Origin of the sequence: Jiangella alkaliphila (assembly GCF_900105925.1) — a bacterium.
Lineage (GTDB): Bacteria > Actinomycetota > Actinomycetes > Jiangellales > Jiangellaceae > Jiangella > Jiangella alkaliphila.
Window position 1 is genome coordinate 2,379,285 of record NZ_LT629791.1, and the last position, 23,808, is coordinate 2,403,092.

The window sequence follows — 23,808 nt, forward strand, 5'->3', positions numbered from 1 at the left end:
GGTCACACCTCCGGCGCGGCCTCCAGCGTCAGCCAGGTCGTGGCCGCGGCCGCGTCGCCGCCGGCCGGCGGGAGCAGCACCCGGAACGTCGCGCCCTCGCCCGGCACGGACCGCAGCTCGACCCGGCCGCCGTGCGCGGCCACCAGCGCGGACACGATCGACAGGCCGAGGCCGCTGCCGCTGTACCGGGCGCCGTCGGACCGCGACCGGGACGGGTCGGCGCGGTAGAACCGCTCGAACACGTGCGCGGCGTCCTCGCCGGCCAGGCCCGGCCCGTCGTCGCGCACCTCCAGCACGGCCCAGCCCTCCGCGGTGCCGCCGACGCTGACGTCGACCACGGTGCCGGGCGGCGTGTGGACGGTCGCGTTGCGCACCAGGTTGTCCACGACCTGCCGCAGCCGCAGCGCGTCGCCGATGAGCGGCGGCACCGGCCGGGCGTCGACGCGCAGCCGGAGGTCGTGGTCGCGGGCCACGACGCGGGCGTGCAGGACCGACTCGACGACGATCTCGATCAGGTCCACCGGCGCCCGGGCGATCACCGGCTGCTGGTCCAGCCGGGCGAGCAGCAGGAGGTCGTCGACGAGCAGCCCCATGCGGGCCGCCTCGTCCTCGACCCGGCGCAGCAGCCGGCGCACCTCGGCCTCGTCGTGCACGACACCCTGCCGGTACAGCTCGGCGAAGCCGCGGATCGAGGTGAGCGGGGTGCGCAGCTCGTGGCTGGCGTCGCCGATGAAGCGGCGCATGCGCTGCTCGGACTCGCGCGCCTCCCGCTCGGAGATCCGGCGGGCGAGGAATGCCGACTCGATCTGGCCGAGCATCGTGTTGAGCGAGGCGGACAGCCGGCCCACCTCGGTGCGCGGGTCGCGCGGCGGGATGCGGCGGCTCAGGTCGCCGGCCGCGATCGCCTCGGCGGTGTGCTCGACCTCCTCCAGCGGCCGCAGCCGGGTGCGCACCGTCCACCAGGCCAGCCCGGCCAGCGCCGCCAGCGCGAGCACGGCGACGACGCCGTCGATCAGCAGCAGCTGGTCGACGGTCGCGTCGACGTCGTTCAGCGGCCGGCCCAGCGCGGCCGACCCGCCGTCCTCCGTGACCAGCACCAGGACCCGCCAGGTCCCGTCGCCCTCGACGGCGTCGACGGTGAACGGGACGCCGCTCAGCTCCGTCGCCGTCGCGGTGTCCATCGTCGGCAGCTGCGGGCCCGGCCGGTCCGAGTCCGCGTCGTCGGTGGTCGAGACGGGGGCGCCGTCCGGGGCGAAGACGGTGATGCTGTAGTCGGCGAGCGGCCGGAACGGGCGCGGGTCGGCATCGATCGGGCCGGGCCGGAACTGCCCTTCGAACGGGCGGGCCGCCTGCCGCAGCTGGTCGTCGGTGCGGTCCATCAGGTAGCCCTGCAGCACGGCCGCCGCGACGACGCTGGTGGCCAGGACCGTCACGGCGGCCAAGGCCACGACCACCAGCAGCAACTGGGTCCGCAACGGCGTGCGGTCGCGCCGGGCCTGCCACGCCCGGGCCAGCCGCGTCCTCACGGGCTCTCGCGCGGCTGCCGCAGGACGTAGCCGACGCCGCGCACCGTGTGCAGCAGCTTGGGCGTGCCCTGGTCGAGCTTGCGGCGCAGGTACGACATGTAGGACTCGACGACGCTCGCGTCGCCGCCGAAGTCGTAGGACCAGACGTGGTCGAGGATCTGCGCCTTGCTGAGCACCCGGCCCTGGTTGGCCAGGAAGTAGCGCAGCAGCTTGAACTCCGTCGGCGACAGGTCCACGGCGCGGCCGGCCTTCCACACCTCGTGCCGGTCGTCGTCCAGCTCCAGGTCGGCGTAGGACAGCCGGGCCGTCGTCTCGTCGCGGCCGCTGCCGCGGGAGCGGCGCAGGATGGCCCGGATCCGGGCCACCACCTCCTCCAGGCTGAACGGCTTGGTCACGTAGTCGTCCGCGCCGATCGTGAGGCCCATGACGCGGTCCTCGCTGGCGTCCCTCGCGGTGAGGAACAGCACCGGCACGTCCACCCGGTGGCTGCGCAGCTGGCGCACGACCGCGAAGCCGTCCATGTCCGGCATCAGGACGTCGAGCACGACGAGGTCGGGCTGCTCGGCGAGGACGAGGTCCAGCGCCTGGCGGCCGCTGCGCGCGGTCGTGACCTCGAACCCGGCGTAGCGCAGGCTGGCGGCGAGCAGCTCGACGATGTTCGGCTCGTCGTCCACGACGACGAGCCGCCCGTCCGGTTCCGGTGCGGCCATGGGCCGCACCTTGCCGGTCCCGGCTGAGAGCTTCCTGGCAGCAGGCTGGGAGTTTGCTGTGAATGCCGTTCACAGGCGGTTGCCAGGTTCGTCCCAGGGCGGTGCCAGGAAGAACCCCGATCGTGTTCGGGTGCGACTGCTACCGAAGTCCCGTCGTGCGCGACGGGCGATTGTGCTGCTGGGGACGATGGCCGCCGCGGTCGGCGCGGCCGGTGCCGCCTGGGCGGTGACGCAGGACGACCCGGCCGCCACGGCGTCGACGACCACCGCCGAGGCCGCCGTCGGCACCTACGAGGAGACGGTGGCCAGCACCGGCACCTTCCAGCCGGCCGAGACCGCCGAGCTGTCGTTCGCCGTGAGCGGCGAGGTGCTCTCCGTCGACGTCGCCGTCGGCGATGTGGTCGTGGCCGGCCAGGCGCTGGCCACCGTCGGCACCGAGACGCTGGACGCGGAGCTGACGGCGGCCGAGGCGGCCCTGGACGCGGCGCTGGAACGGCTCGACTCCGACACCGACGCCGGTGCGACGGACACCCAGCTGGCCGCGGACGAGGCGTCCGTCGCGGCCGCGGAGTCCCGGGTCGCGCAGGCCACGGAGGCGCTGGACGACGCCACGCTGACGTCGACCATCGCCGGCACGGTGGCGTCGGTGGACGTCGCCGTCGGTGACGAGGTCAGTGGGTCGTCGGCGTCGTCCGGTTCGACGGGTTCAACCGGTTCGGCGGGGGCGACCGGCGCGACCGGCGCCTCCAGTACGACGCCGTCGACCGGCACGGGCGCGCAGATCACGGTGATCACCACCGACGCGTTCGTGGTGGAGACCAGCGTGGGCAGCGCCGACCTGAGCCGCCTGCAGGAGGGCCTGCAGGCCGAGCTGACGCCGTCCGACGGCGGCGAGGTCGTCTACGGCACCGTCAGCTCGGTCGGCCTGGTGGCCTCCAGCTCGACCTCCGGCGCCGCCACGTTCCCGGTGGAGATCGCGGTGACCGGCGCGGTCGACGGCGTCTACGCGGGCGGCAGCGCCGACGTGTCGATCATCGTCGAGCAGCGCGCCGACGTCCTGACCGTGCCGACCGCGGCGGTCGCCACGACCGACGGCGCGACCACGGTCACCGTCGTGTCGGAGGACGGCTCGCAGGTCGAGACGCCGGTCGAGATCGGCACCAGCTTCGGCATCCAGACGGAGATCGTCAGTGGCCTGGAGGCCGGCGCGGAGGTCGTCGTCCCGATGGCCATTCGCGGCGGCGGAGGGGGTGGGGGCGGCGGCGAGGACGGTGAGGAGCTGCCGCCCGGCAGTCGGTTCCCCGGCGGCGAGTTCCCCGGTGGTGGCGGCTTCCCCGGCGGCGGCGCACCCAACGGCGGGCAGGGGTGACCGGCGTGGTTCTGCACCTCGATGGCGTCCGCAAGTCCTACCAGACCGGAACGCTGCACGTCGACGCCCTGCGCGGCATCGACCTGGGGATCGACGAGGGCGACTACGTCGCGATCATGGGCCCGTCCGGCTCCGGCAAGTCCACGCTGATGAACATCCTCGGCTGCCTCGACACGCCGACGTCGGGGACCTATCGGCTGGTCGGCGTCGACGTCGGCGAGCTGAGCGAGAACGAACTCGCGGAGGTCCGCAACCGGCTCATCGGCTTCGTGTTCCAGCAGTTCAACCTGCTGGCGCACCTGACGGCGCTGCGCAACGTCGAACTGCCGCTCGCCTACGCGGGTGTGCCGGGCGACGAGCGGCGCCGGCGGGCGCTGGCCGCGCTGGGCCGCGTCGGCCTGTCCGACCGGGTGGACCACCGGCCGCGGGAGCTGTCCGGCGGCCAGCAGCAGCGGGTCGCGATCGCCCGGGCGCTGGTCACCGACCCCGCGCTGATCCTGGCCGATGAGCCGACCGGCAACCTGGACTCGCGCTCGACCCGTGACGTGCTCGCGCTCCTCGAGGAACTGCACGACCAGGGCCGGACGATCGTGCTGATCACGCACGAGGAGGAGGTCGCCAGGGCGGCCCAGCGGGTCGTGCGCATCCACGACGGCGAGCTGCGGGTCACGGCGCCGGCGGTGCGCCGATGAACTGGCTCGACACGCTGCGCACCGGCTGGGAGGCCGTCCGCACGCACCGGCTGCGCTCGCTGCTGACGATCGTCGGCATCCTCATCGGCATCGCCTCGGTGATCCTCACCATCGGCTTCGGGCAGGGAGCGCAGGCGGAGGTCCGGGCGCAGATCAGCGCGCTCGGCAGCAACCTGCTGATCGTCACACCGGGCAGCAGTACCGACGCGTCCGGCCTGCGCGGCGGCACCGGCTCGGCCACCACCCTCACCATGGACGACGCCGAGCTGCTGGAGTCGGAGGTGGTCGCGCCCGACGTCGCCGGCGTCGCACCGGTGAGCGGCGGACCCCAGTCGCTCACCGCCGGCAGCACCAACTGGACCACCACCGTCAACGGCGCCACGCCGGCCTGGCTGGACGTGCGGAACCGGAGCCTGAGCTCGGGCCGGTTCCTCACCGACCAGGACCTCGAGAACGAGGCCGCCGTCATCGTGCTCGGGCCGGACACCGCGAGCGAGCTGTTCGGCCCGCTGGACCCCGTCGGTCAGACGGTGATGGCCGGCGGCGCCGCGTTCACCGTCGTCGGCGTGCTCGACTCGGTGGGCTCGTCGTCCGCGGCCGATGAGGACGACCTGGCCATCGTTCCCGCGTCGACGGCATCGGCGCGGCTAGCTGCCGGTTCGACCTCGGTCTCGACCATCTACGTCGAGGCGGCGTCTGCGGACCAGCTGTCCGCCGCCTACCAGGAGGTCGACGCGGCGCTGGCCACCGCGCACGGCCTCACGTCCGACGACGAGGCCGACTACACCATCTCCACGCAGGAGTCGCTGCTGGAGACCGCCACCGAGACCGACCGGACGCTCACCATCCTGCTCGCCGGCATCGCCGGGATCTCCCTGGTCGTGGGCGGGATCGGCGTCATGAACATCATGCTCGTCTCCGTCACCGAGCGGATCCGCGAGATCGGGCTGCGCAAGGCGCTCGGCGCCACCCCGGCCGTGATCCGGCGGCAGTTCCTGCTCGAGGCGTCCGTCCTCGGGCTGGCCGGCGGGCTGCTCGGCGCCGGACTCGGCGTCCTCGGCGCCGAGCTGCTGCCCCGGCTCGTCGACCAGCCGGTCGAGATCTCCATCCCCGCGACCGCCGGAGCGATCGCCATGGCCCTGGCGGTCGGCGTCGGTTTCGGCGTCTACCCCGCCGGCCGCGCCGCGCAGCTCGCCCCCATCGACGCGCTGCGCAGTGAATGACCGACCCCGAACCGACCCAGGAGTGACCACACCATGATCTCGACCCTTCCGCGTCCGCGCCGGGTGCTGCTGACCCTCGCCGTCACCACCGCGGTGGTGATCGGCGGCTGCGGCTCCGATTCCGAGGACCCGGCGACCACGTCCGAGGCAGAGGCCGACCTGAGCGGCCCCGAGCCCAGCGGTCCGGCCGGCGCGGACGGCGGGGGCGGCGGCTCCCCCGGCGCGGCCGGGCTGGTCGCCGTGATCGACGGGACGACGTTGCAGGTCCAGGGCATGGCCGGGCAGGTGGCCGTCACCTACACCGACACGACGGCGATCACGGCGACGGTCGACGGCACGGCTGCGGACGTCGCGGCCGGCGTCTGCGTGCTCGTGCAGTCCGAGGGCGCCGATCCGGAGGCCACCGAGGTGACCGCGACCAGCGTCGCCGTCACCCAGCCGGCCGAGGACGGCTCGTGTGGAGGCGGGCTCGGCGGCGGGTTCGCGGGTGGCGGTGGCGGGGGTGCCGGCGGCGGAGGTGGCCGGCCGACCGAGCTGCCGGACGGCGCGCCGACGGACCGGCCGTCCCGCTCGCCGGGCACCGGTGGTGACGTCGCGTTCGCCGGGCCGACCGTCGGCGTCGTCACCGAGGTCGGCGCCGACGGCTTCACCGTCGAGGTCACCCGGCCGAGCCGCGGCGAGGAGACCACCGCCGCGCCCACCGCCGTCACAGTCACCACGTCGGCCGGCACCACGTGGACCACCCAGGTGGCCGCCGGGCCGGAGGCGCTGGTCGAGGGGACCTGTGTCGTCGCGGCCGGCGAGCCCGACTCCACCGGCGCGGTCACCGCGGCGTCGATCGCGGTCTCGCCCGCCGTCGACGGCGCCTGCCAGGGGCCGGGCGGGGGTGGCCCCGATGCCTGAGGCGTTCGCGCTGCGCCGCCGGCCGCGGCGGCGCCGGAAGCTGCGGCTGGTCGTCGCCGGCGGGCTGACCGTGCTGGTCGCGGGCGGCGCGGCCGGGGTCTGGGCCGTCGCGGTCGCTGGTGAGGAGGCGTCCTACCGGACGGTGGCGGCGGAGGCCGCGTCGGTCGCGGAGACCCTGGACACCACCGGGACGACCGAGGCGGCCTCGTCCGCCGACGCCGCCTTCGGCACCTCCGGCACCGTGGCGTCGGTCGACGTGGCCGTCGGCGACACGGTGACGGTCGGTCAGCAGCTGGCCGCGCTGGACACCGCCGACCTGGCCGCCGACCTCGCCGACGCCCAGGCCGAGCTGGCCCAGGCGGAGGCGGCGCTCGAGGCGACTCTGAACGGGCAGACCGACTCGGTGGCCGGGGCTTCGGCTGTCTCGTCGTCGACGTCCGGGGCGGCCGCGACGGCGGTGGCGTACGTCCAGCCGGTCGGGGAGGCGCCGGCGGCTCAGGGTGGTGGCGCGGCCGAGCAGTTGGCGGCGCTGCAGCAGGCCGTGCTGGCGGCGCAGAAGGCGGCCGACCGGAGCCTGGCCCAGGCCGCCGCTGCCCTGGAGGAGCAGCAGGAGGTGTGCTCGACGGCGATGTCGGGGGTCTCGGCGGACTCGGTCAGCTGGACGACGGCTGCGATCACGACCAGCCCGTCGCCGTCGCCCACGTCGTCGCCGTCGGAGTCGCCGAGCCCGACCCCGTCCGAGACGCCGACGCGGACGCCGTCCCCGTCGCCGTCAGAGTCGCCGACGCCGAGTCCGTCGCCCTCGGAGCCGGAACCGGAGCCGCCGGCGCCCGACCTCGAGCCGTGCGTCGCGGCGTTGGAGGCCGCGCAGGCGGCGCAGCAGCAGGCGGCGGGGGATCAGCAGGCATTGCAGCAGGCGATCGCCGCGCTGGCCGACCTGCTCGCGACGGCGAGTGTGCCGTCGGGGGAGGAGCCCTCGGCCGGCGGCGATGTGCCGCAGGGTGGCAGCGCGCCGGAGGGCGGTGACGTCCCGCAGGGTGACGTGCCGCAGGGCGACGTCCCGCAGGGCGAGGGCGCGCCGCAGGAGCCGCCGTCGTCGGAGAGCCCGGGCGGTGCGAGCGCGCTGTCCGAGGCGGCGCAGCTGGCCAGCGACCAGGCGGCGGTGACCGAGGCGGAGCTGCGGGTGCTGCAGGCCGAGCAGGCGCTGGACGCGGCGACGATGGTGGCGCCGATCGACGGGACGGTCGCCGCGGTGGGCCTGACCGCCGGCGCCGCCGCCGACACGTCCGCCACCATCACCGTCGTCGCGCCCGGCGCGATCACCGTGACGGCGACGGTGTCGGAGAGCGACGTGCGCACCCTCCAGGTCGGGACGGCGGCCGAGGTCCGGCCGGCCGGCGCCGCGGAGAGCGTCGACGGCGAGGTCGTCTCGATCGGCCTCGTCCCCGACACGTCGAGCGGCAGCCCCCAGTACCCCGTCGTCGTCGGGGTGGCCGAACCGCCGGCGACCGCGGCGAGCGGTTCCGAGGCCGAGGTGTCGTTCCTGCTCGGCGAGGCGGCGGAGGTGCTGACCGTGCCGAACTCGGCGATCACGCTGACCGCGGACGGCGGCGCGGTCCGCGTCTTCTCCGGCGGCGAGGTCGAGGTCACCCAGGTCACCGTCGGCGTCGTCGGATCCGAGCGCACCGAGATCGTCGACGGCCTGTCCGCCGGCGACCAGGTGGTCCTCGCCGACCTCGGCGCCGACCTCCCCTCCTCCGACGCCGGACCCACCGGCGGCGGGTCCTTCATGGACGGCGGCACCTTCGGTGGTGGCGGCTTCGGTGGCGGTGGCGGTGGCGGTGGCGGCGCCCGGCCGCCCGCCTTCCGCGGCTGATCCCCGCGCGGCGGCCGGGTGGGCGGGTCTACCGCTCGCCCGGCTGCTCCGCGCGCAGCCCGCGTTCGGTGAGGTCGTGCAGCCGCTCCAGCCACCCCTCCGGCGCCGGCCGGAAACTCGGCGACTGCGCCGTCGCCGACCACTCCACCCCAGCCGCCACGTCCTCGAACGTCAGCCCACGCGCCTCCAGCCACGCCCGCGCCCCCGGCGAACTGAGCTCGGGCGTCTGGTTCACGGCGTGCAGCATGTAGTCGGTGAGCCGCCGGCGGCCCCAGTCCTCTCGCGGGACCGGGTACGGATCGCCCGGTGCCGGCTCCGGCCCGAACGCGTCGAACCAGACGTTGCGCAACCACTCGTCCGTGATCCACTGCGACGACCTCCGCAGCGGCGGAAAGGACGAGTCACGGAGATGAACGGCGAACTCGTCGCGGAAGGCGCCGTAGCTCCCGTCCTCGTCGGCAGCGAGCATCTGTGGGACCTCTTCGCAAGCATCGACGTAGAACTCCGGCAACTCGTCTGCCATGTGGAAGCCGGTGCCGAAGTACGTCTTGAAGTTCTTGCTCTCCGGGATCACGTCAGGTCCTCCAGACGTTCGTTCTTCGGGTTGAAGTCCTCGACGGGGTAGCAGGTGACCAAGTGCCAGTCTGTCGGCCCGGCCCGTTTGAAGGCGAGAACCACGCCAGCTTGCTGGCCGGCGGCGATCGGGTCGTACGGCACGCCGTAGACCGGCGGTGCCCCGTTCCTCATCGCGTGACGACGTGCGGCCCGCCAGTCGGCGATCTGCTCAGGGCTCCCCGTAGCGGTACCTCGGTAGCCGGCCGCGTCGCCCGCCACCAGACCAGCCAGTTCCGCGCTGATATGGATGCCCAGTCGGTTCGTCGTCGACGTCGTGTGCTTCTCGATCAGCTCGTTCACGCCGCCGGCGCGATCGTGCGCCCACCTGAGGAAGACGGCGAGCGGCTTGGCCATCGCCTCCGGCGACGTGAAGCCACCACTCATCGGGCCGCACCAATGCTCGGACTCGACTGAACCGTTCGGTTGGAGGCGCCAGACCTCCTCGCCAGCCGGATCCTTCAGCCAGACGAGCCGCGCGAGCTGCGTCTCGGGGTCGATGTGGTGCCCGTGCCGTTCCATGGCGTGGCACGTGTCGTCCTGGAGTAGACGCAGAGCCTCGTCCCGGAGATCCTCAGGCAGCAGGTCGCCGACCAGCACCTTGGCAACGTCGGACTCGTCTGGCGTTCGCACCCCCGCGCCATCGGCCGTCTGGGTCGTGAGCGTGCGGCTGTCGTCCACCGAGCCGAGGAGATCGTCCACGTAGTCCTGGGCGAAGCCGGTGGGGAAGCGGTCGCGAAGGGCGCCGGCGGGCGCGGCCGGCACCAGCGGCGGCAGCGCCGCCAGGCCGTGCCAGGGCGCGAGCAGGGCCAGCAGCGCGTGGATCTCCGTCACGTAGGGCTGCCGCGCCTCGGCGAGCCGCCCGCGGAGGTCGGCGTCGAGCTCGCGGCCGAGGCGGTCGATCTCCTGCGTGAGAGCGGCGACGTCCGCCGGCAGGCGCACTGGGGCCAGCTCGCCGGTCACCCGCTGGGCCCGCGCGTTCGACTCGCCGGCCACGGCCTCGGCCCGGCGGTCGAGGTCGACGCAGGTGCGGAGGAGGGCTTCGACGGCGGAGCGGACGGCGCCGCGGTCGGGTGGCGCCGAGGGCTGCGTCACCCCTGGCACGGTACCGGCTGCGTGGCCACTATGCAGGCCGTCCGCCCGGAACCCGGGTGGTCACCGGTAACGTTGTGACCAGACAACGACGAAGGGAAACTCCGTGACCTGTCCGAAGTGCAGCGGTCAGATGAAGACGTATGACCGGTTGGGCGTGCACGTCGAGCAGTGCGACAGCTGCAAGGGCATCTTCCTCGACAAGGGCGAGCTCGAGCAGATCGTCGCCGCCGAGGAGCAGTTCAATGCGCCGCCGCCCCCGCTGGAGACCAGCCGCCGCCAGGTACCTCCGCCGCAGCAGCAGCCGTACCAGGAGCCTTATCAGCAGCCGTACCGCGACAGCCCGGCCCCGTACGGCCGCGGCCGCGGCTACTCCGACTCGCCCGGCCCGTACGGCTACGGCAAGAAGCGGCGCAAGAGCTTCCTCGATCAGCTCTTCGACTGACCCGTACGCGTGAACCTGCTGATCTGCGAGCGGTGCGGTGAACGCGCCGACCGCCCGCAGATCGAGCCCGAGGCGGTCATCCGGTGCGCCCACTGCGGCCACCGATGGCCGTTCCTTCGCCTCCCGCTGTTCTGCCTGACCGGCCCCAGCGGCACCGGCAAGTCGACGATCCAGCGGCTGCTGGCAACCGAGCTGGCCGACCGGTTCGTCGTTCTCGAGCAGGACGTGTTGTGGGTCGCCGGGCTGCGCGACGACGGGGCGGAGCACCGGCCGTTCCGGTCGGTCTGGCTACGCATGGCCGCCATGGTCAACCAGAGTCGTCGCCCGGTGGTGCTGTGCGGGACGGTCGTGCCGCCGGAGTTCGAGTCGCTGCCCGAGCGGGCGCTGTTCGAGCGCATCGACTACCTGTGCCTGACGTGCGACCCGGACGTGCTGGCGGCGCGGCTGCGGGACCGGCCGACGTGGCGGGAGTGGGACGAGCCGCGGATCGCCGAGATGCTCGAGTACGCCGCCTGGATCGACGCCGCCGCTGCCACCATGGACCCCCCGATGACGTTGCTCGACACCACCGGCGTGCCGGTGGAGCAGACGGCGCGGGCCGTCGCCGCCTGGCTGGATCAGCGGGCCGGGGCGCTCACGCCGACCCTGCCGCCTCGGCCCTGATGCCGGCCACCAGCAGCCGCACCGTGTAGCTGAACTGCTCCTCGGAGCCGACGGTGTGCAGCTCGCCTCCGGGCGGGGCCGACGGCAGCCCGCCGAGCACGTCGCTCACCTGATGCCACCGCGCGTCGCGCGTGCCGGCCCGTACTGCCATCGCCAGCCCGGCCGCGATGGTCGCCACCAGCGCCTGCGCCGCGCGGGTCGCCTCGGCCGGCGCCAACCCCGCGTCGCCCAGGGCGGCGAAGACACCGGCGCCGATGCGCTGACCCTGCTCGGCCAGCGGCGGCCGGGCCGCGACATGACCGGCGATCCCCGGGTGGGCCAGCGCCGCCGCGCGGATGTCGTCGGCCACCCGCCGCAGCCGCTCGTCCCACGGCAGCGCCGGGTCGGGCGACGGGACGGCGGTCAGTGCGAGGTCGGCGACCGCGTCGAGGAGCGCCATCCGGTCGGGGAAGTGCCGGTAGAGCGCCATCGGGTCGCAGCCCAGCTCGCCGGCGATGCGGCGCATGGTCATCGCCTCGCCGCCCTCACGGTCGCCCAGCCGCAGGGCGGCGTCGGCGATCGTCGACGGCGTGAGGAACGGGGTGCGGGCCACGCCGCCATCCTCCCGCGAACGCCGACAGGTCTACGGCGTAGACACCCGGGCGCGCCGAAGTCTACGCTGTAGACCCCTGTGGAGAAGGAGCCATCGTGATCACCGTCGCCCGCCTCATCGCGGCCGGGACGAGCCTCGTCACGCTCGTCTTCATGTTCCTGCACGACTCCTGGCAGGCGGACAACGTCTTCCTGGTGCCCGACCTCGTCCTGTGCGCGGTGCTGCTGGCCGGCGCCGTCCTGCCGGCGGCCTGGGCAGGCACGGTGCTGCTGGCCGGGTTCGCGCTGGCCGCGGGCGTGTTCGTCACGTCCGTGTCGTCGTACGCCGTCGACGGCGAGGTCGGCATCCCGAGCCTCGCCGGAGCGCTGGGCAGTCTCGCGATGACGGTGCTGCTCGGCCGGGAGCGCTCAGCCGGCCGGGCCCAGCAGGCCGAGCTCGTCCGCCAGGACGAGGTACATGCCGTGTGACCACAGCAGCGGCCGGGCGCTGGGGCCCCAGCGCCCGGTCCACTCCTCCAGCTGGTCCGGCGCCAGCAACGGCGGCACCTGCTCGGGCAGCAGACCGTCGCCGTCGGCGGTCGACGCGATCCAGTGCAGCAGGTCGGTGGCCCGGTCGCGCGATCCCGTGACGGCGTGGTGCCAGCCGAGGAACGCCGCCAGGATCGGCCACTGCCCGCCGCCGTAGAAGGTGTCGCCGACGTAGCGGTGCACGCCGCCGCCCGGCGTCGTCAGCTCCGACGTCACGCGCGCGACCGTCGCCGCCATGACGTCACCCGACGGCGGGACCAGCTCGAACGGCGCCCCGGCGACCACCAGGCTCGCGTCGACCGCCGTCGACCCGAGCCACTTGCGCAGCGCGCCGTCGTGCAGGCCCTCGCGCTGGACCAGGTCCGCGATGCGGTCGGCCGCCATGTCGGCGGTCGCCGCCAGCACGCCGAGCGACGCGGCCGCGCGCAGCCCGCCGTACACCGACGCCAGCGTCGACACGTGCGTCTCGTCGCGGTGCTCCTCCCACCAGTCGCGGCAGGTCCGGTCCCCGACGGCGACCAGGTAGCGCACCGCCGTCTCGGCGGCATCGACGTACGGCGCGACCGGCAGCTCCCAGCGGGACAGGTGCGACCGCAGCGCCCACAGCCACGTCCCGTAGCCGTCGACCTGGTAGTTCCACCAGTCGTCGTCGTGCCGTTCGCCGCTCAGCGTGTACCGGGCCGGCAGCAGCTCAAAGTCGGCCGGCTGCTCACCCGCCGCCACCCGCTCGACCAGCGACGACACGACCGGCGCCTCCCGCGCCAGCACCCGTGCGCACCAGTCGTGGAAGGCGGTGGCGGAGTCGGCGGAGCCCGCGCGGCTCATCCCCTCGGCGACGAACGCGCCGTCGCGGAATCAGCAGAAGCCGTACGGCGCGAAGCCGGCCGCCGCCGGGTAGGCGCCGGACGGATCCTGGGACCGCGCGATCACCGCGACGCTGACGTCAGCGAGTCGCCGCAGGTCAGTGCCGCCGGCTTCAGACAATGGGTTGACAGGCTCGGCCATGATGCCCGAATGTAGCCGATGTAACCGGTTTATGTAACCGGTACCAAAGGAGCGACCCGACGATGGACGACGCGGAGCCGAAGAGCCCCCAGCGACGCCGCACGACCGGCCGCGCCAGCGTGACCATCCGCGACGTGGCGCGGCACGCGGGCGTGTCGGTGGCGACGGTCTCGCGCGCCCTCCGCGGCAGCGACCTCGTCCACCCGGCCACCCGCGAACGCGTCGACGCCGCCATCGAGGCGCTCCGGTTCACCCCGAGCCAGCTCGGCCGCTCGCTGGCCGAACGGCGGCACGCGGCCAACGGCATCGTCTTCCCCGACCTGTCCGGCCCGTTCTACGCCGAGGTCGTGCTGGGCTACGAGGAGGTCGCCGCGACGCTCGGCCGCTCGGTGCTGATCCTCAGCACGCACAACCGCGAGTCGGCGGACGAGATGGTGCTCGAGCTCGCCGGCCGGGTCGACGGCCTGGCGGTGTTCGGCCGGACGGTGCACGACGACGTCGTCGCCGAGGTCGTGCAGCGCGGCGTCCCGGTCGTGCTGATGGCGCGGACCGAGATCGAGGGGGCCGACTCCGTCCGCACCGAGAACGTCGTCGCCGCGTCCTCCGTCGTCGATCACCTGCTGACGCACGGGTACCGGCGCATGGCCTTCCTCGGCGACCCGGTCGACTCCACCGACGTCGCCGAGCGCTGGGCCGGGTTCCGCGGCGCGCTCGCGCAGGCCGGCGCGGAGGTCCCGGAGCGCACCATCCCGGCCGGCTTCAAGGAGGACGACGGCGCGCGGGTCGCCGCCGAGCTGGTCGCCGACGGACTGCCCGACGTGGTCGTCTGCGCGAACGACGAGCTGGCGCTCGGTCTCACCGTGGCGCTGGCCGAGCAGGGGGTGGAAGTACCGGGGGACGTCGCCGTCACGGGGTGGGACGACGTCATGGCGGCACGCTACGCCGGGCTGACGACGGTCCGTCAGCCGATGCGCGAGATGGGGGCCCGGGCGGCCCGGCTCATGGACGCCCGGATCAGCGGAGACCGTTCCGAACCACGTCACGACGTCCTGACCACCCAGCTCGTGGTCCGCCGCAGTTGCGGGCCGCACTCGAAGGAGGCTCATCGATGAGTCGACGACCCATCTACGCCGCGACCGCCCTGGCCGCGGCGACCGCACTGGCCCTCAGCGCCTGCGGCCGCGACGACGACACCGACGCCGGATCCGGCGACGGCAACGCGGCACCGTCCGCCGACATCACCGACGGCCCGGCCACCGGCTCCATCGAGGTCTGGGCGATGGGCACCGAAGGTGAGCTGCTCGGTGACTTCCTGGCCGACTTCGAGGAGGAGAACCCGGACGTCACCGTCGAGGTGACGCCGGTGCCGTGGGAGGGCGCGCACGACCGCATCGCCACCGCCATCGCGGCCGGCGAGACACCCGACATCAGCCTCATCGGCACGACGTGGATGGGCGAGTTCGCCCAGACCGGCGGCCTCGAGGCGACGCCGACCGACCTGTTCAACGAGGACGACTTCTTCCCCGGCCCGTGGGCGTCCACCGTCGTCGACGGCACGTCCTTCGGCGTCCCCTGGTACGTCGAGACCCGTGCGCTGTTCTACCGCACCGACCTCGCCGACGCGGCCGGCCTGGAGCCGCCGCAGAGCTGGGACGACCTCAAGGCGTTCGCGCAGGGCCTGCAGCAGGCCGGCGCCCAGCAGGGCATCTACCTGCAGCCCGGCCAGGGCGGATCGTGGCAGACGTTCATGCCGTTCGCCTGGCAGAACGGCGCCACGCTCACCGACGGCGACGCGTACACGCTGGACAGCCCGGAGATGACCGAGGCGCTCGAGTACTACATGTCCTACTTCTCCGAGGGTCTGTCGCAGGACACCGTCCTGCAGCCGGGCGCGCTGGAGCAGATGTTCGCCGACGGCACGATCGGCTCGTTCATCTCCGGCCCCTGGCACATCGGCCTGGTCCGCGACGCCGGCGCGACGGACAACTTCGACGTCGTCCCGCTGCCCGGTAAGGACGAGGGTCCCGGCACGTCGTTCGTCGGCGGCGGCAACCTGGCCGTCTTCACCGACTCCGACAACAAGGACGGCGCCTGGAAGCTGATCGAGTACCTCACGCAGAGCGCAGTGCAGCAGAGCTGGTACGAGACCGCGACCGGCCTGCCGTCGCGGCCCGACGCGTGGGAGGGCGGGCCCGTGGTCGCCGACCCGCTGGTCGCGGTGTTCGGCGAGCAGCTGGAGAGCACCGAGGCGCCGCCCGCCGTCCCGACGTGGGAGCAGGTCGCGACCGTCATCGACGGCGACGTCGAGGCCGCCGTGCGCGGCACCATGCCCGCCGCCGACGCCGTCGCGGACATGCAGTCGCAGGCCTCGTCCATCGGGACCGGGCTGCAGTAGCCGATGACGACCGCCACCACGGCCGCGGCGAGCCGCCCGACCCCCGCGGGCGGCTTGCCGCCGCGCCGGCGCCGGTCCCTGCTGCAACGGCGGCAGGCCCGCACCGCCTGGCTGCTCTCGGTGCCGTTCCTGCTGCTGTTCGCGGCGTTCACCGCCGGTCCGGTGTTCGCGTCGCTGCTCATGAGCTTCACCGACATGCGCAGCACCGACGTGCGCTCGCCGTTCGCCGTCGACCTCGCCGCGTTCGACAACTACACGGCGCTGTTCCAGGACGAGATGTTCCGCAAGGTCGCGGTCAACACGGCGATCTTCGTGGTGGTCGGCGTGCCGCTGACCATGGTGCTGGCGCTGGCGGCGGCGGTCGGGCTGAACCGCATCACCCGGCTGAAGGCGTTCTTCCGGCTCGGCTACTACCTGCCGGTCGTCACCAGCATCGTCGCCGTCGCCGTCGTCTGGCGGTTCCTGCTGCAGCCCGACACGGGGCCGATCAACCAGCTGCTGAGCGTCGTCGGCATCGACGGGCCCGACTGGCTGGGCGATCCGTCGCTGGCGCTGCCGTCGCTGATCGTCATGGCCACGTGGCGCAACCTCGGCACGTTGATGGTGATCTTCCTGGCCGGGCTGCAGACGGTGCCGCGCGAGCTGCTCGAGGCGGCCGAGGTCGACGGCGCCGGCCGCTGGCAGCGGTTCCGGCACGTGACGCTGCCGCTGTTGCGACCCGTGCTGCTGTTCGGCGCCGTCATCACCGGCATCGGCTACCTGCAGGTCTTCGAGGAGCCGTTCGTCATGACCAACGGCGGGCCGCTCAACGCGACACGGACCGTCTCGTTCTACATCTACGACCAGTTCAGCTTCGGCAACTACGGGTACGCCGCGGCGGCCAGCTACGTGCTGTTCGTGGCCATCGTCGTCATGACGGCGCTGCAGTTCCGCCTGCTGCGGCCGAAGGCGTGAGGGGCCCGCGATGACCACCTACACCCCGCCCCCGTCCAGGGTCGACGACGCCGTCGACGCGATGCCGGCCGTGGGCCCGCCGCGCCGCGACGCCGAGCGCGCCCCGTCGCGCTGGCTCTACGTCGTGCTGACGATCGGCGTGATCGTCATGGCGCTGCCGTTCCTCTGGATGCTGCTGTCGTCGGTGAAGCCGGAGGCGGAGGTGCGGTCGATCCCGCCGACCTGGCTGCCCGAGACGTTCACCCTGGAGAACTACCGCGAGCTGTTCGACCGGCTGAACTTCCCGACGTACTTCCTCAACTCGGCGATCGTCGCCGTCGTCGTGACGCTCGGGAACCTGCTGTTCGGCTCGATGCTCGGCTACGCCCTGGCCAAGCTGGACTTCCGCGGCAAGCGGCTGGTGTTCGTGATCGTGCTCGGCACCCTGATGGTGCCCGGCATGGTGACGTTCGTGCCGCTGTTCGTGCTGGTCAGCAACATGGGACTGACGAACACCTTCCCCGGGCTGATCCTGCCGTACCTGGTCGCGCCGCTGGGCGTGTTCCTGATGCGGCAGTACTTCCTAGGGCTGCCGGACGAGCTGATCCAGGCCGCCCGGGTCGACGGCGCCGGCGAGCTGCGGATCTTCTGGAGCGTCATGCTGCCGCTGACCGGGCCGGCCCTGGCGACGCTGGGCATCCTGACGTTCCTGTCGTCGTGGAACAACTTCCTCTGGCCGCTGGTCGTGGCGCAGACGGAGGACATGTACACCCTGCCGGTCGCGCTCGCGCTGTACTCGGTCGGCCAGAACGCCACGCAGTACGGGCTGCTGCTGGCCGGGGCCGTCGTGGTGGTCGTGCCGGTGATCGTGCTGTTCCTCGCGGTGCAGCGGTACTTCGTCCAGGGCATCGCGATGACCGGCATCAAGTGAAATTTGCGGAAGGACAGACGCGTGAGCAGTGAGATCGACGCCCGTACCGACTTCGAGACCAGGCTCGGCCGGGCCAGCGGGGAGGCCGGCGGCGCCGCGGTGGCGCTGCCGCCGCCCGGCGGCCTGACGGCGAGACCGGGGCGGGCGCAGGTCACGCTGTCGTGGGATCCGGTCGACGGCGCCGCGGGGTACCTGGTGCACGTGGCCGAGTCGCCGGACGGCCCGTTCGAACCGCTGGATCACCAGGGCCGCGACGTGCTCTCCGTCCCGCACGGGCCGTACGCCGACACCACGGGCACGCCGGGCGTGCGGCGCTGGTACGCCGTCGCCGCCGTGGCGTCCGTCGACGACGTCGGCGAGCTGAGCGCCGCGGTCTCGTCGGCCTCGACCGCCGGCGACGGCGAGCCGGTCGCCGTCGTCGTCGACGCCGCCTCTGACGAGGGCGAGCTGGACCGGCCGTGGCGGCCGATGATCGGCAGCGAGCACCTCTCGCACGCGCTGTCGGCCGAGCGCACGGGCGGGCAGGAGATCGGCGCCGAGCTGCGGGCCGCGCTGAAGGCGGCGCACGACGAGCTGGGCGTCGAGACCGTGCGGGCGCACGGCATCCTCTGCGACGACCTCGGCGTCTACCGCGAGGTCGACGGCGAGCCGGTGTACGACTTCACCGGCGTCGACCGCGTGTACGACATGGTGCTGTCGCTCGGCCTCACGCCGATCGTGGAGATCTCGTTCATGCCGCGCGACCTGGCCTCCGACCCGTCGTCGACGGTGTTCGAGTACGGCGCGATCATCTCGCCGCCGAAGGACTGGGACCGCTGGTACGACCTGGTGCGGGCGTTCGTCGCGCACCTGGTCTCGCGGTACGGCCTCGAGGAGGTCCGCGACCGGTGGGCGTTCGAGGTGTGGAATGAGGCCAACCTCGAGGTGTTCTGGTCCGGGACGCCGGAGGAGTTCTTCCGGCTGCACGACGTCGCCGCGCGCGCCGTCAAGGACGTCGACGAGGGCCTGCGGGTCGGCGGTCCCGCGTCGGCGGCGGCCGGCTGGATCGACCAGCTGCTCGCCGCCACGAAGGAACCGCTGGACTTCGTCTCGACGCACACCTACGGCTCGCCGCCGCTGGACCTGCGGCCGGTGCTCGCGCGGCACGGCCGGGCCGGGACGCCGATCTGGTGGACGGAGTGGGGCGTCACCCCGACGCACTTCAACGAGGTCAGCGAGTCGGTGTTCGCGGCGGTGTTCCTGCTGCGCGGCATGCGGTCGTCGATGGGCCGGCTGGAGGCGCTGTCGTACTGGGTGGTGTCCGACCACTTCGAGGAGCTGGGCCGGCCGCCGTCGCTGTTCCACGGCGGGTTCGGCCTGCGCACCGTCGGTGAGCTGCGCAAACCCCGGTGGTGGGCGCTCGCGATGCTGGCGGCGCTGCCGTCGCGGCGTCTGACGGTGCGGGCGTCCGGCGACGGTGCGGACTCGCTGGTGGAGTCGCTGGCCGCCGCCGACCCGTCGTCCGGGCGGGTGGCGGCGCTGGTGTGGAACGGGACGCTGGACCAGTCCAAGGCGGCCGGGTCGGTGGAGCTGGCCCGCCGGGTGTCGCTGCGATTCACCGGCCTGCCCGACGGCGACTACGAGCTGCGCCACCACCGCGTCGACGACGACCACTCATGCGTCCCCGCGCTCTGGCGGCGCATCGGCGGCGGCGCGGCCTGGCCCAGCGACGCGCAGTGGGCCGAGCTGCGCGCCGCGGACCGGCTGGACCAACTCCACCCGCCCCGCGCCGTCACCGCCGCCGGCGGGGTGGTGGAGGTCGACTTCGACCTCCCCAACCCGTCGATGTCCCTGGTGGAGCTGGTGCCGGCCGCGGGCTGACCCGGGTCAGGAGACTGCTGATCATTCTGGCAGCGGCTGGTGGTCCCAGAGCGCGGACAGCGGCAGCGCATAGAGACCGTCACCACGTGAGGCGGCCTCGGTACCGAGGTGCAGCAGGATGCCCGCGTGCAGGCGGTCGCCCAGTCGGTCGCGCAGCCAGCGGAGCCCTTTCAACGCCCCCGCTCCGGGTGAGGTCGACGCCTTGACCTCGACGGCGACGATGCGTCCGCGCGGGCCTTCGAGGACGAAGTCGACCTCGTGCCGGTCCGCGGTGCGCAGATGGAACAGCGAGATCCGTTCGTCGGTGACCGCGAGTGCCTTGAGCAGCTCTGTCGCGACGAACGTCTCCAGCAGCGGGCCGAGCGCCGGATGCCCGGGCTCGGCCAGCTGCTCCGCGTCGACGTCGAGGAGGTGGGTCGCGAGACCCGAGTCGGTGGGGTACAGCTTCGGCGTTTTGCTGAGTCGCGACGAGAGGTTCGCGGACCACGCAGGCACCGTCATGGTCAGGTACACCATGTCGAGGTAGGAGAGATAGTTGCGAGCGGTGTCCCTGGCCAGGTCTGCGGCCTGCGCCAGGTCGGCGAGGACAGCGGTGCCGCCGGCCCGCGCGGCAACCAGCCCCAGCAGAGTCGCGACGGCGTCGCCGCGGGCGACGGTGGCGAAGTCACGGATGTCGCGAGTGATGACCGTGCTCAGGTAGCCGTCGAACCAGGCGCGCCGGGCGAGCGGCGACGTGATCGCCAGCGCCTCCGGATAGCCACCTGAGGTGACGGCAGACAGGTAGTCGGACCTGTTCCAGGTGGAGTCGCGCAAGACGGCGCCGGTGTCGCCGAACCATCGCGCGACGTTGTCGGTCCTGGCGCGGGTGCGCTCGGCCATGCTCAGCGGCCAGAGGTCGACGAACGCGATCCGCCCGGCCAGCGACTCCGACAGTGTGGGGATGGTCAGGAACCGGCTGGAGCCGGAGAGCACGAACCGGCCCGGCCGCGCATCGGCGTCGACCTCGGCCTTGATGGCGCGGACGAGATCGTCGCCGCCGAGCTGCACCTCGTCGATGACACGGGGAGTCGTGCCGAACGCCGCGAAGGCGGCCGGGTCGTCGCGTGCCGCTGCGAGGGTTTCCGGCCGGTCGAGTGAACGGAACGTCCCGCCCGAGCCGGCGAGTTGCTCGCGGAGCAGCGTGGTCTTGCCGGACTGGCGCGGGCCGCTCACCATGACGATGCGCAGGTGCTGCACGAGCTCCGTGAGCCGTCCGAACGCGGCTCGAGGGATCAGATCGTCCATCCTGACTCCGACTAGTCGAATTTCAAACTACAGAGTAGTCGATTTTCCGACTAGCCACTAGTCGATTTGCGGCACATCGTTCGCCGCTGTGACCTGGGTCAGTCCACGCAGAGACAGAACGGGTGCCCCGCGGGGTCGAGGAACACCCGGAACGACGTGCCGGGCTGGTGCTCGTGCTTGGTCGCACCGAGTTCGAGCACCGCCGCCTCGGCGGCGTCCAGGTTGTCGACGTTGACGTCCAGGTGCATCTGCTGCGGCACGGTCTGAGCCGGCCACTGCGGCGGGGTGTAGTCCTCGACCTGCTGGAAGCAGATGCACTGGCCGTAGTCGGCGCGGATCTCCGCCCAGCCGGGGGAGGTCTCGATCTTCCAGTCCAGCAGCGTGCCGTAGAAGGTGGCGAGGACGCTCGCGTCGGGACAGTCGATCACGAGGCTCGGGAAGCGTGCGATAGCCATGCGTCGCACTGTAGGCCGGGTTCCGGACGATCCGCGTCCGGAACCCGGGCCTCAGAGGGGGCGACGTCACGCAGGGGCGCCGAGCGGCGGGTGCTCGAGCACGGTGGGCTTGTACTCGACCAGCTGGATGCGGCCGTCGAAGGTGCGGTGCTCGATCATCTCGAGGGCGACGTCCGGATAGCCGTCATAGATGCGTTCTGCGCCCGTGGCCCCGGTGATCACCGGGAACATCCCGACCCGGAAGCGGTCGACGAGTCCGGCGCGTAGCAGGGACCGGCACAGGCTGAGGCTGCCGATCGTGCTGAGGAGCCCCGAGCCACTCGACTTCATGGCGCGGACCGCCTCGACGGCGTCGCCGCGGACCAGCGTGGAGTTGGCCCAGGTCATGGGCTCCTCGAGTGAGGAGGAGAACACCACCTTGGACGCCTGGGTGAGCTCGTCGACGGACGCCTCTTCCTCGGGCCTGAACTCGTCCTGGCCACTCGGGACGTCGCCGGCGGCGAAGCCCGACATCAGGCGGTAGGTGTTCGCGCCCATCAGGTAGGTGACCTCGGGCTGCTCACCGAGCCATGCGAGGTATTCCGGGCCCTCGAGGCCCCAGAACCCGGGCCATCCCTCGCCTGATGCGTAGCCGTCGAGGGAGGTGATGAAGTCGACGAGAAGCTCCGACATGGCGGTTCCTTTCCTCGGGTGTCACGAGCTTTGACCGGCCGGGAACCACGATGTCACCGGCGGCGCTGTGAGGGAACGAGGAAACGTCCCGCGCGACTCACTCGAAAGCGGCGCGCAGCGCGCTCGGCCCGCCGACGACGGGGAGCTCGACGCGGCTGCCCAGGAGGTCGATCTCGATGGGGTTGCCGGTGGTCGGGTGCCGGTTGGACACGAGACCGGTCTCCGCTCCGGCGATCACGACGCCGATCCGGTGGCCCGCCTCGTACACGTAGTCGTGGTGCTGCAGGTCGATCGTCAGCCGGTAGTCCGTGCCGGGTTCCAACGCGTCCACGCCGGTCTGGAACGCCGGGTACGACCAGCCGCGCGTGACCACCTCGAACGGGGCGATGTGGGTGCGCAGCCCGACGTCGGCGTAGCAGCCGGTGTCGGCGGCGTTGCCCGCGCCGAAGCAGGTCCTGGTCGGCAGGTTGGCCAGCCCGCCGTCGGTGGCGTGCTGCAGCCGTTCGGCCTCGCCGTAGTCCACCAGCAGCACGGTGAGCGTCGCGTTCGGGCCGGCGAAGCGGGCGTCGACGGTCACGTCGGCCGAGCCGCTGATCCGCACCGGCTCGGACAGCACGGGGCTCTGGAAGACCAGGCGGCGGGGGTCCACGGTCGTCGGCGCGGCCGCGAGCTGGCTGACGCTGCGCCGCGTCTCGGTGAAGGTGGCGGTGCGGTCGCGGACGGCGTCGCGCGGGTCCGTTCGCAGGGTCCCCAGCCGCGGATCGCCGGCGTCGCGCGGCGTGCCGAGCCAGACCGGGGCGGTGGCGCCGGAGGGCCAGTCGTCGTGAGCGGTCCACTCGCCCGGCGCGCGCTCGATCTCGACCATGGGCTCGTCCATGATCCCGTTGTCGACCCCCTGCAGCCAGTGGTCGAACCAGCGGTGCAGGGTGCTCACCCACTCCGTGCGCCGGAAGTCGAACGGCTCTTCGTGCGCGGTCTGCGACAGCCACAGCTTGCGCGGCACGTCCGCGTCCCCGAGCGCCTCCCACCAGCGGCCGAAGTTGACCGGCGGCACCGTGTAGTCGTTCATCGCGCTGACGACGAACACGCTGGCCTCGACCTTGTCGGCGTCCGGGACGAAGGTGCGCTGCCGCCAGAAGTCCGTGCCCGGGTCCGGGTCCTCCTGGCCCGCGGCCAGCTCGGCCCGTACGGTGTCGCACTCCGTCGCCATCGCGGGGTTGTCGCTGTGCCGGTCGTGCCACAGCGTCGGCGTGCCGCCATGGCGCGCGCCGTTGGCCCAGAAGTCGGTGTGCCAGTCGCTCAGCGCGACCAGCGGCACGATGGTGGCCAGCCCCTCGGTGCCGCGGGCCGCCACGGCGTTCGGCACCGTGCCGTCCCACGACTTCCCGATCATCCCGGACAGACCGTTCGCCCAGTCCGCGGTGACCTCGTCGCCGTCCAGGTCGACCGCGTGCCCCTCGCCGGCCAGCCACTCCACGACGGCGGCCAGGCCCTCGGTCTCGGCCGGGCCGCCGACGTCGGCGCACCCCGTCGACGCGCGGCTGCCGGTCAGGTCCACCAGCGCGACCGCGTACCCGCGCGGCACGAAGTAGTTGTCGTAGAACCGCGGGAAGAAGTCGAGCGGGGCGCCGGGCGGCGGCTTGATCTCGCCGTGCCGGTTGTTGCTGAAGTCCTGCCAGCCCATGAAATACGGGCTGGTGTGGATGATCGTCGGTACCTTCAGGTCACCGTCGGAGGCGGCCGGGCGGATGATGTCGACGTAGATCAGGTCCGGCTCGCCGCTGTCCTGGCTGATCACCGGCGACTGGACACGGACGACCTCCCGGATCGCGTCGTCGTAGGAGAACACCGGCTGGGTCACGCCGTCCTCGACCACGATGCTGCCGGGCTCGTCCGGCTCCGCGGTCGCCGGCACCGTCGTGGCCGGCAGCAGCACCGCCGGCAGCACCAGCACTGGCAGCATGCCGAGCCTCCGGCCCGTGATCCTCATCGCTGCCCCTCTCGACGCGCCTGCGGTGCGCCACGGTAGGCATCGGGGCGGGC

At 73.0% G+C, this 23,808-nt stretch carries 23 protein-coding genes and 1 pseudogene; 13 read left to right on the forward strand and 11 right to left on the reverse strand.

What is annotated here, in order from left to right:
* Positions 1 to 2 precede the first annotated feature (2 nt).
* On the reverse strand, positions 3 to 1,526 hold the full coding sequence (locus tag BLV05_RS11120; protein ID WP_063932609.1) for a sensor histidine kinase: 1,524 nt from the start codon (positions 1,524 to 1,526) through the stop codon (positions 3 to 5).
* Positions 1,523 to 2,236, reverse strand: coding sequence for a response regulator transcription factor (locus BLV05_RS11125; RefSeq protein WP_046770853.1), 714 nt, complete (start codon positions 2,234 to 2,236; stop codon positions 1,523 to 1,525). The genes BLV05_RS11120 and BLV05_RS11125 overlap by 4 nt, the downstream gene beginning before the upstream one ends.
* A gap of 130 nt (positions 2,237 to 2,366) precedes the next feature.
* On the opposite strand from BLV05_RS11125, the gene BLV05_RS11130 reads away from it, so the two are divergent.
* The 5 genes from BLV05_RS11130 to BLV05_RS11150 are packed head-to-tail and all read left to right on the forward strand — an operon-like array spanning position 2,367 to position 8,299.
* Complete coding sequence (locus BLV05_RS11130) at positions 2,367 to 3,605, forward strand: efflux RND transporter periplasmic adaptor subunit (protein WP_157524238.1); 1,239 nt, start codon at positions 2,367 to 2,369, stop codon at positions 3,603 to 3,605.
* 5 nt (positions 3,606 to 3,610) lie between these two features.
* Positions 3,611 to 4,297, forward strand: a complete 687-nt coding sequence (locus tag BLV05_RS11135) for an ABC transporter ATP-binding protein (RefSeq protein WP_169790509.1) — start codon at positions 3,611 to 3,613, stop codon at positions 4,295 to 4,297.
* Positions 4,294 to 5,520 carry an ABC transporter permease gene (locus tag BLV05_RS11140; protein ID WP_046770855.1) on the forward strand — a complete coding sequence of 409 codons (1,227 nt, stop codon included), beginning with the start codon at positions 4,294 to 4,296 and terminating at the stop codon, positions 5,518 to 5,520. Before BLV05_RS11135 ends, BLV05_RS11140 begins: the two co-directional genes overlap by 4 nt.
* A 33-nt stretch (positions 5,521 to 5,553) precedes the next feature.
* A complete protein-coding gene (locus BLV05_RS11145) occupies positions 5,554 to 6,423 on the forward strand; it encodes a hypothetical protein (protein ID WP_046770856.1) in 870 nt (289 codons plus the stop codon).
* Positions 6,416 to 8,299, forward strand: coding sequence for an efflux RND transporter periplasmic adaptor subunit (locus BLV05_RS11150; protein WP_152690916.1), 1,884 nt, complete (start codon positions 6,416 to 6,418; stop codon positions 8,297 to 8,299). The genes BLV05_RS11145 and BLV05_RS11150 overlap by 8 nt, the downstream gene beginning before the upstream one ends.
* A 28-nt stretch (positions 8,300 to 8,327) precedes the next feature.
* Here BLV05_RS11150 and BLV05_RS11155 read toward each other — a convergent pair whose 3' ends face one another.
* Positions 8,328 to 8,873 carry a hypothetical protein gene (locus tag BLV05_RS11155; protein ID WP_046770858.1) on the reverse strand — a complete coding sequence of 182 codons (546 nt, stop codon included), beginning with the start codon at positions 8,871 to 8,873 and terminating at the stop codon, positions 8,328 to 8,330.
* Positions 8,870 to 9,907 (reverse strand): hypothetical protein, encoded by a 1,038-nt coding sequence (locus BLV05_RS11160; RefSeq protein ID WP_152690917.1) that lies wholly within the window; start codon positions 9,905 to 9,907, stop codon positions 8,870 to 8,872. The genes BLV05_RS11155 and BLV05_RS11160 overlap by 4 nt, the downstream gene beginning before the upstream one ends.
* A 229-nt stretch (positions 9,908 to 10,136) precedes the next feature.
* On the opposite strand from BLV05_RS11160, the gene BLV05_RS11165 reads away from it, so the two are divergent.
* Positions 10,137 to 10,448, forward strand: coding sequence for a TFIIB-type zinc ribbon-containing protein (locus BLV05_RS11165; protein ID WP_046770860.1), 312 nt, complete (start codon positions 10,137 to 10,139; stop codon positions 10,446 to 10,448).
* Between the two features lie 9 nt (positions 10,449 to 10,457).
* Entirely contained in the window at positions 10,458 to 11,111 is a 654-nt protein-coding gene (locus BLV05_RS11170; RefSeq protein WP_046770861.1) for an AAA family ATPase, read from the forward strand.
* Here the strand turns inward: BLV05_RS11170 and BLV05_RS11175 are convergent.
* Complete coding sequence (locus tag BLV05_RS11175; protein ID WP_052762804.1) at positions 11,083 to 11,703, reverse strand: TetR/AcrR family transcriptional regulator; 621 nt, start codon at positions 11,701 to 11,703, stop codon at positions 11,083 to 11,085. The genes BLV05_RS11170 and BLV05_RS11175 overlap by 29 nt on opposite strands.
* A gap of 95 nt (positions 11,704 to 11,798) precedes the next feature.
* Between BLV05_RS11175 and BLV05_RS11180 the strand changes: the two genes are divergently transcribed.
* The gene (locus BLV05_RS11180; protein ID WP_046770862.1) at positions 11,799 to 12,170 is read left to right on the forward strand and encodes a hypothetical protein; all 372 of its coding nucleotides are present in this window, start codon (positions 11,799 to 11,801) and stop codon (positions 12,168 to 12,170) included.
* On the opposite strand, the pseudogene BLV05_RS11185 reads toward BLV05_RS11180, so the two are convergent.
* Positions 12,111 to 13,070: pseudogene (locus BLV05_RS11185) on the reverse strand (glycoside hydrolase family 15 protein); the annotation flags it as partial. The gene BLV05_RS11180 and the pseudogene BLV05_RS11185 sit on opposite strands and share 60 nt — an antisense overlap.
* Positions 13,071 to 13,085: 15 nt before the next feature.
* Positions 13,086 to 13,235 (reverse strand): hypothetical protein, encoded by a 150-nt coding sequence (locus BLV05_RS36955; RefSeq protein WP_197683612.1) that lies wholly within the window; start codon positions 13,233 to 13,235, stop codon positions 13,086 to 13,088.
* Between the two features lie 62 nt (positions 13,236 to 13,297).
* On the opposite strand from BLV05_RS36955, the gene BLV05_RS11190 reads away from it, so the two are divergent.
* The 5 genes from BLV05_RS11190 to BLV05_RS11210 are packed head-to-tail and all read left to right on the forward strand — an operon-like array spanning position 13,298 to position 19,354.
* Positions 13,298 to 14,347, forward strand: coding sequence for a LacI family DNA-binding transcriptional regulator (locus BLV05_RS11190; RefSeq protein ID WP_046770863.1), 1,050 nt, complete (start codon positions 13,298 to 13,300; stop codon positions 14,345 to 14,347).
* The gene (locus tag BLV05_RS11195; RefSeq protein WP_046770864.1) at positions 14,344 to 15,630 is read left to right on the forward strand and encodes an extracellular solute-binding protein; all 1,287 of its coding nucleotides are present in this window, start codon (positions 14,344 to 14,346) and stop codon (positions 15,628 to 15,630) included. The genes BLV05_RS11190 and BLV05_RS11195 overlap by 4 nt, the downstream gene beginning before the upstream one ends.
* A 3-nt stretch (positions 15,631 to 15,633) precedes the next feature.
* Positions 15,634 to 16,584: a carbohydrate ABC transporter permease gene (locus BLV05_RS11200; RefSeq protein WP_082155553.1), complete on the forward strand. Its 951-nt coding sequence runs from the start codon at positions 15,634 to 15,636 to the stop codon at positions 16,582 to 16,584.
* Between the two features lie 10 nt (positions 16,585 to 16,594).
* Positions 16,595 to 17,494: a carbohydrate ABC transporter permease gene (locus BLV05_RS11205; RefSeq protein ID WP_082155554.1), complete on the forward strand. Its 900-nt coding sequence runs from the start codon at positions 16,595 to 16,597 to the stop codon at positions 17,492 to 17,494.
* A gap of 21 nt (positions 17,495 to 17,515) precedes the next feature.
* Complete coding sequence (locus BLV05_RS11210) at positions 17,516 to 19,354, forward strand: GH39 family glycosyl hydrolase (RefSeq protein WP_052762805.1); 1,839 nt, start codon at positions 17,516 to 17,518, stop codon at positions 19,352 to 19,354.
* Between the two features lie 21 nt (positions 19,355 to 19,375).
* Here BLV05_RS11210 and BLV05_RS11215 read toward each other — a convergent pair whose 3' ends face one another.
* From BLV05_RS11215 to BLV05_RS11230, 4 genes are all read right to left on the reverse strand, one after another.
* On the reverse strand, positions 19,376 to 20,638 hold the full coding sequence (locus BLV05_RS11215; RefSeq protein WP_046770866.1) for an ATP-binding protein: 1,263 nt from the start codon (positions 20,636 to 20,638) through the stop codon (positions 19,376 to 19,378).
* 98 nt (positions 20,639 to 20,736) lie between these two features.
* Positions 20,737 to 21,093, reverse strand: a complete 357-nt coding sequence (locus tag BLV05_RS11220) for a VOC family protein (RefSeq protein ID WP_046770867.1) — start codon at positions 21,091 to 21,093, stop codon at positions 20,737 to 20,739.
* A gap of 66 nt (positions 21,094 to 21,159) precedes the next feature.
* Positions 21,160 to 21,765, reverse strand: coding sequence for a dihydrofolate reductase family protein (locus BLV05_RS11225; RefSeq protein ID WP_046770868.1), 606 nt, complete (start codon positions 21,763 to 21,765; stop codon positions 21,160 to 21,162).
* Between the two features lie 97 nt (positions 21,766 to 21,862).
* Positions 21,863 to 23,755, reverse strand: a complete 1,893-nt coding sequence (locus tag BLV05_RS11230) for a CocE/NonD family hydrolase (protein WP_046770869.1) — start codon at positions 23,753 to 23,755, stop codon at positions 21,863 to 21,865.
* Between the last annotated feature and the right edge of the window lie 53 nt (positions 23,756 to 23,808).

Coding starts and splice junctions, on each gene's coding strand:
- BLV05_RS36955 (WP_197683612.1), bottom strand. CDS start 13,235: ATGGCCGAGCCTGTCAACCCATTGTCTGAAGCCGGCGGCACTGACCTG.
- BLV05_RS11200 (WP_082155553.1), top strand. CDS start 15,634: ATGACGACCGCCACCACGGCCGCGGCGAGCCGCCCGACCCCCGCGGGC.
- BLV05_RS11125 (WP_046770853.1), bottom strand. CDS start 2,236: ATGGCCGCACCGGAACCGGACGGGCGGCTCGTCGTCGTGGACGACGAG.
- BLV05_RS11195 (WP_046770864.1), top strand. CDS start 14,344: ATGAGTCGACGACCCATCTACGCCGCGACCGCCCTGGCCGCGGCGACC.
- BLV05_RS11225 (WP_046770868.1), bottom strand. CDS start 21,765: ATGTCGGAGCTTCTCGTCGACTTCATCACCTCCCTCGACGGCTACGCA.
- BLV05_RS11205 (WP_082155554.1), top strand. CDS start 16,595: ATGACCACCTACACCCCGCCCCCGTCCAGGGTCGACGACGCCGTCGAC.
- BLV05_RS11215 (WP_046770866.1), bottom strand. CDS start 20,638: ATGGACGATCTGATCCCTCGAGCCGCGTTCGGACGGCTCACGGAGCTC.
- BLV05_RS11140 (WP_046770855.1), top strand. CDS start 4,294: ATGAACTGGCTCGACACGCTGCGCACCGGCTGGGAGGCCGTCCGCACG.
- BLV05_RS11165 (WP_046770860.1), top strand. CDS start 10,137: ATGAAGACGTATGACCGGTTGGGCGTGCACGTCGAGCAGTGCGACAGC.
- BLV05_RS11150 (WP_152690916.1), top strand. CDS start 6,416: ATGCCTGAGGCGTTCGCGCTGCGCCGCCGGCCGCGGCGGCGCCGGAAG.
- BLV05_RS11220 (WP_046770867.1), bottom strand. CDS start 21,093: ATGGCTATCGCACGCTTCCCGAGCCTCGTGATCGACTGTCCCGACGCG.
- BLV05_RS11190 (WP_046770863.1), top strand. CDS start 13,298: ATGGACGACGCGGAGCCGAAGAGCCCCCAGCGACGCCGCACGACCGGC.
- BLV05_RS11230 (WP_046770869.1), bottom strand. CDS start 23,755: ATGAGGATCACGGGCCGGAGGCTCGGCATGCTGCCAGTGCTGGTGCTG.
- BLV05_RS11145 (WP_046770856.1), top strand. CDS start 5,554: ATGATCTCGACCCTTCCGCGTCCGCGCCGGGTGCTGCTGACCCTCGCC.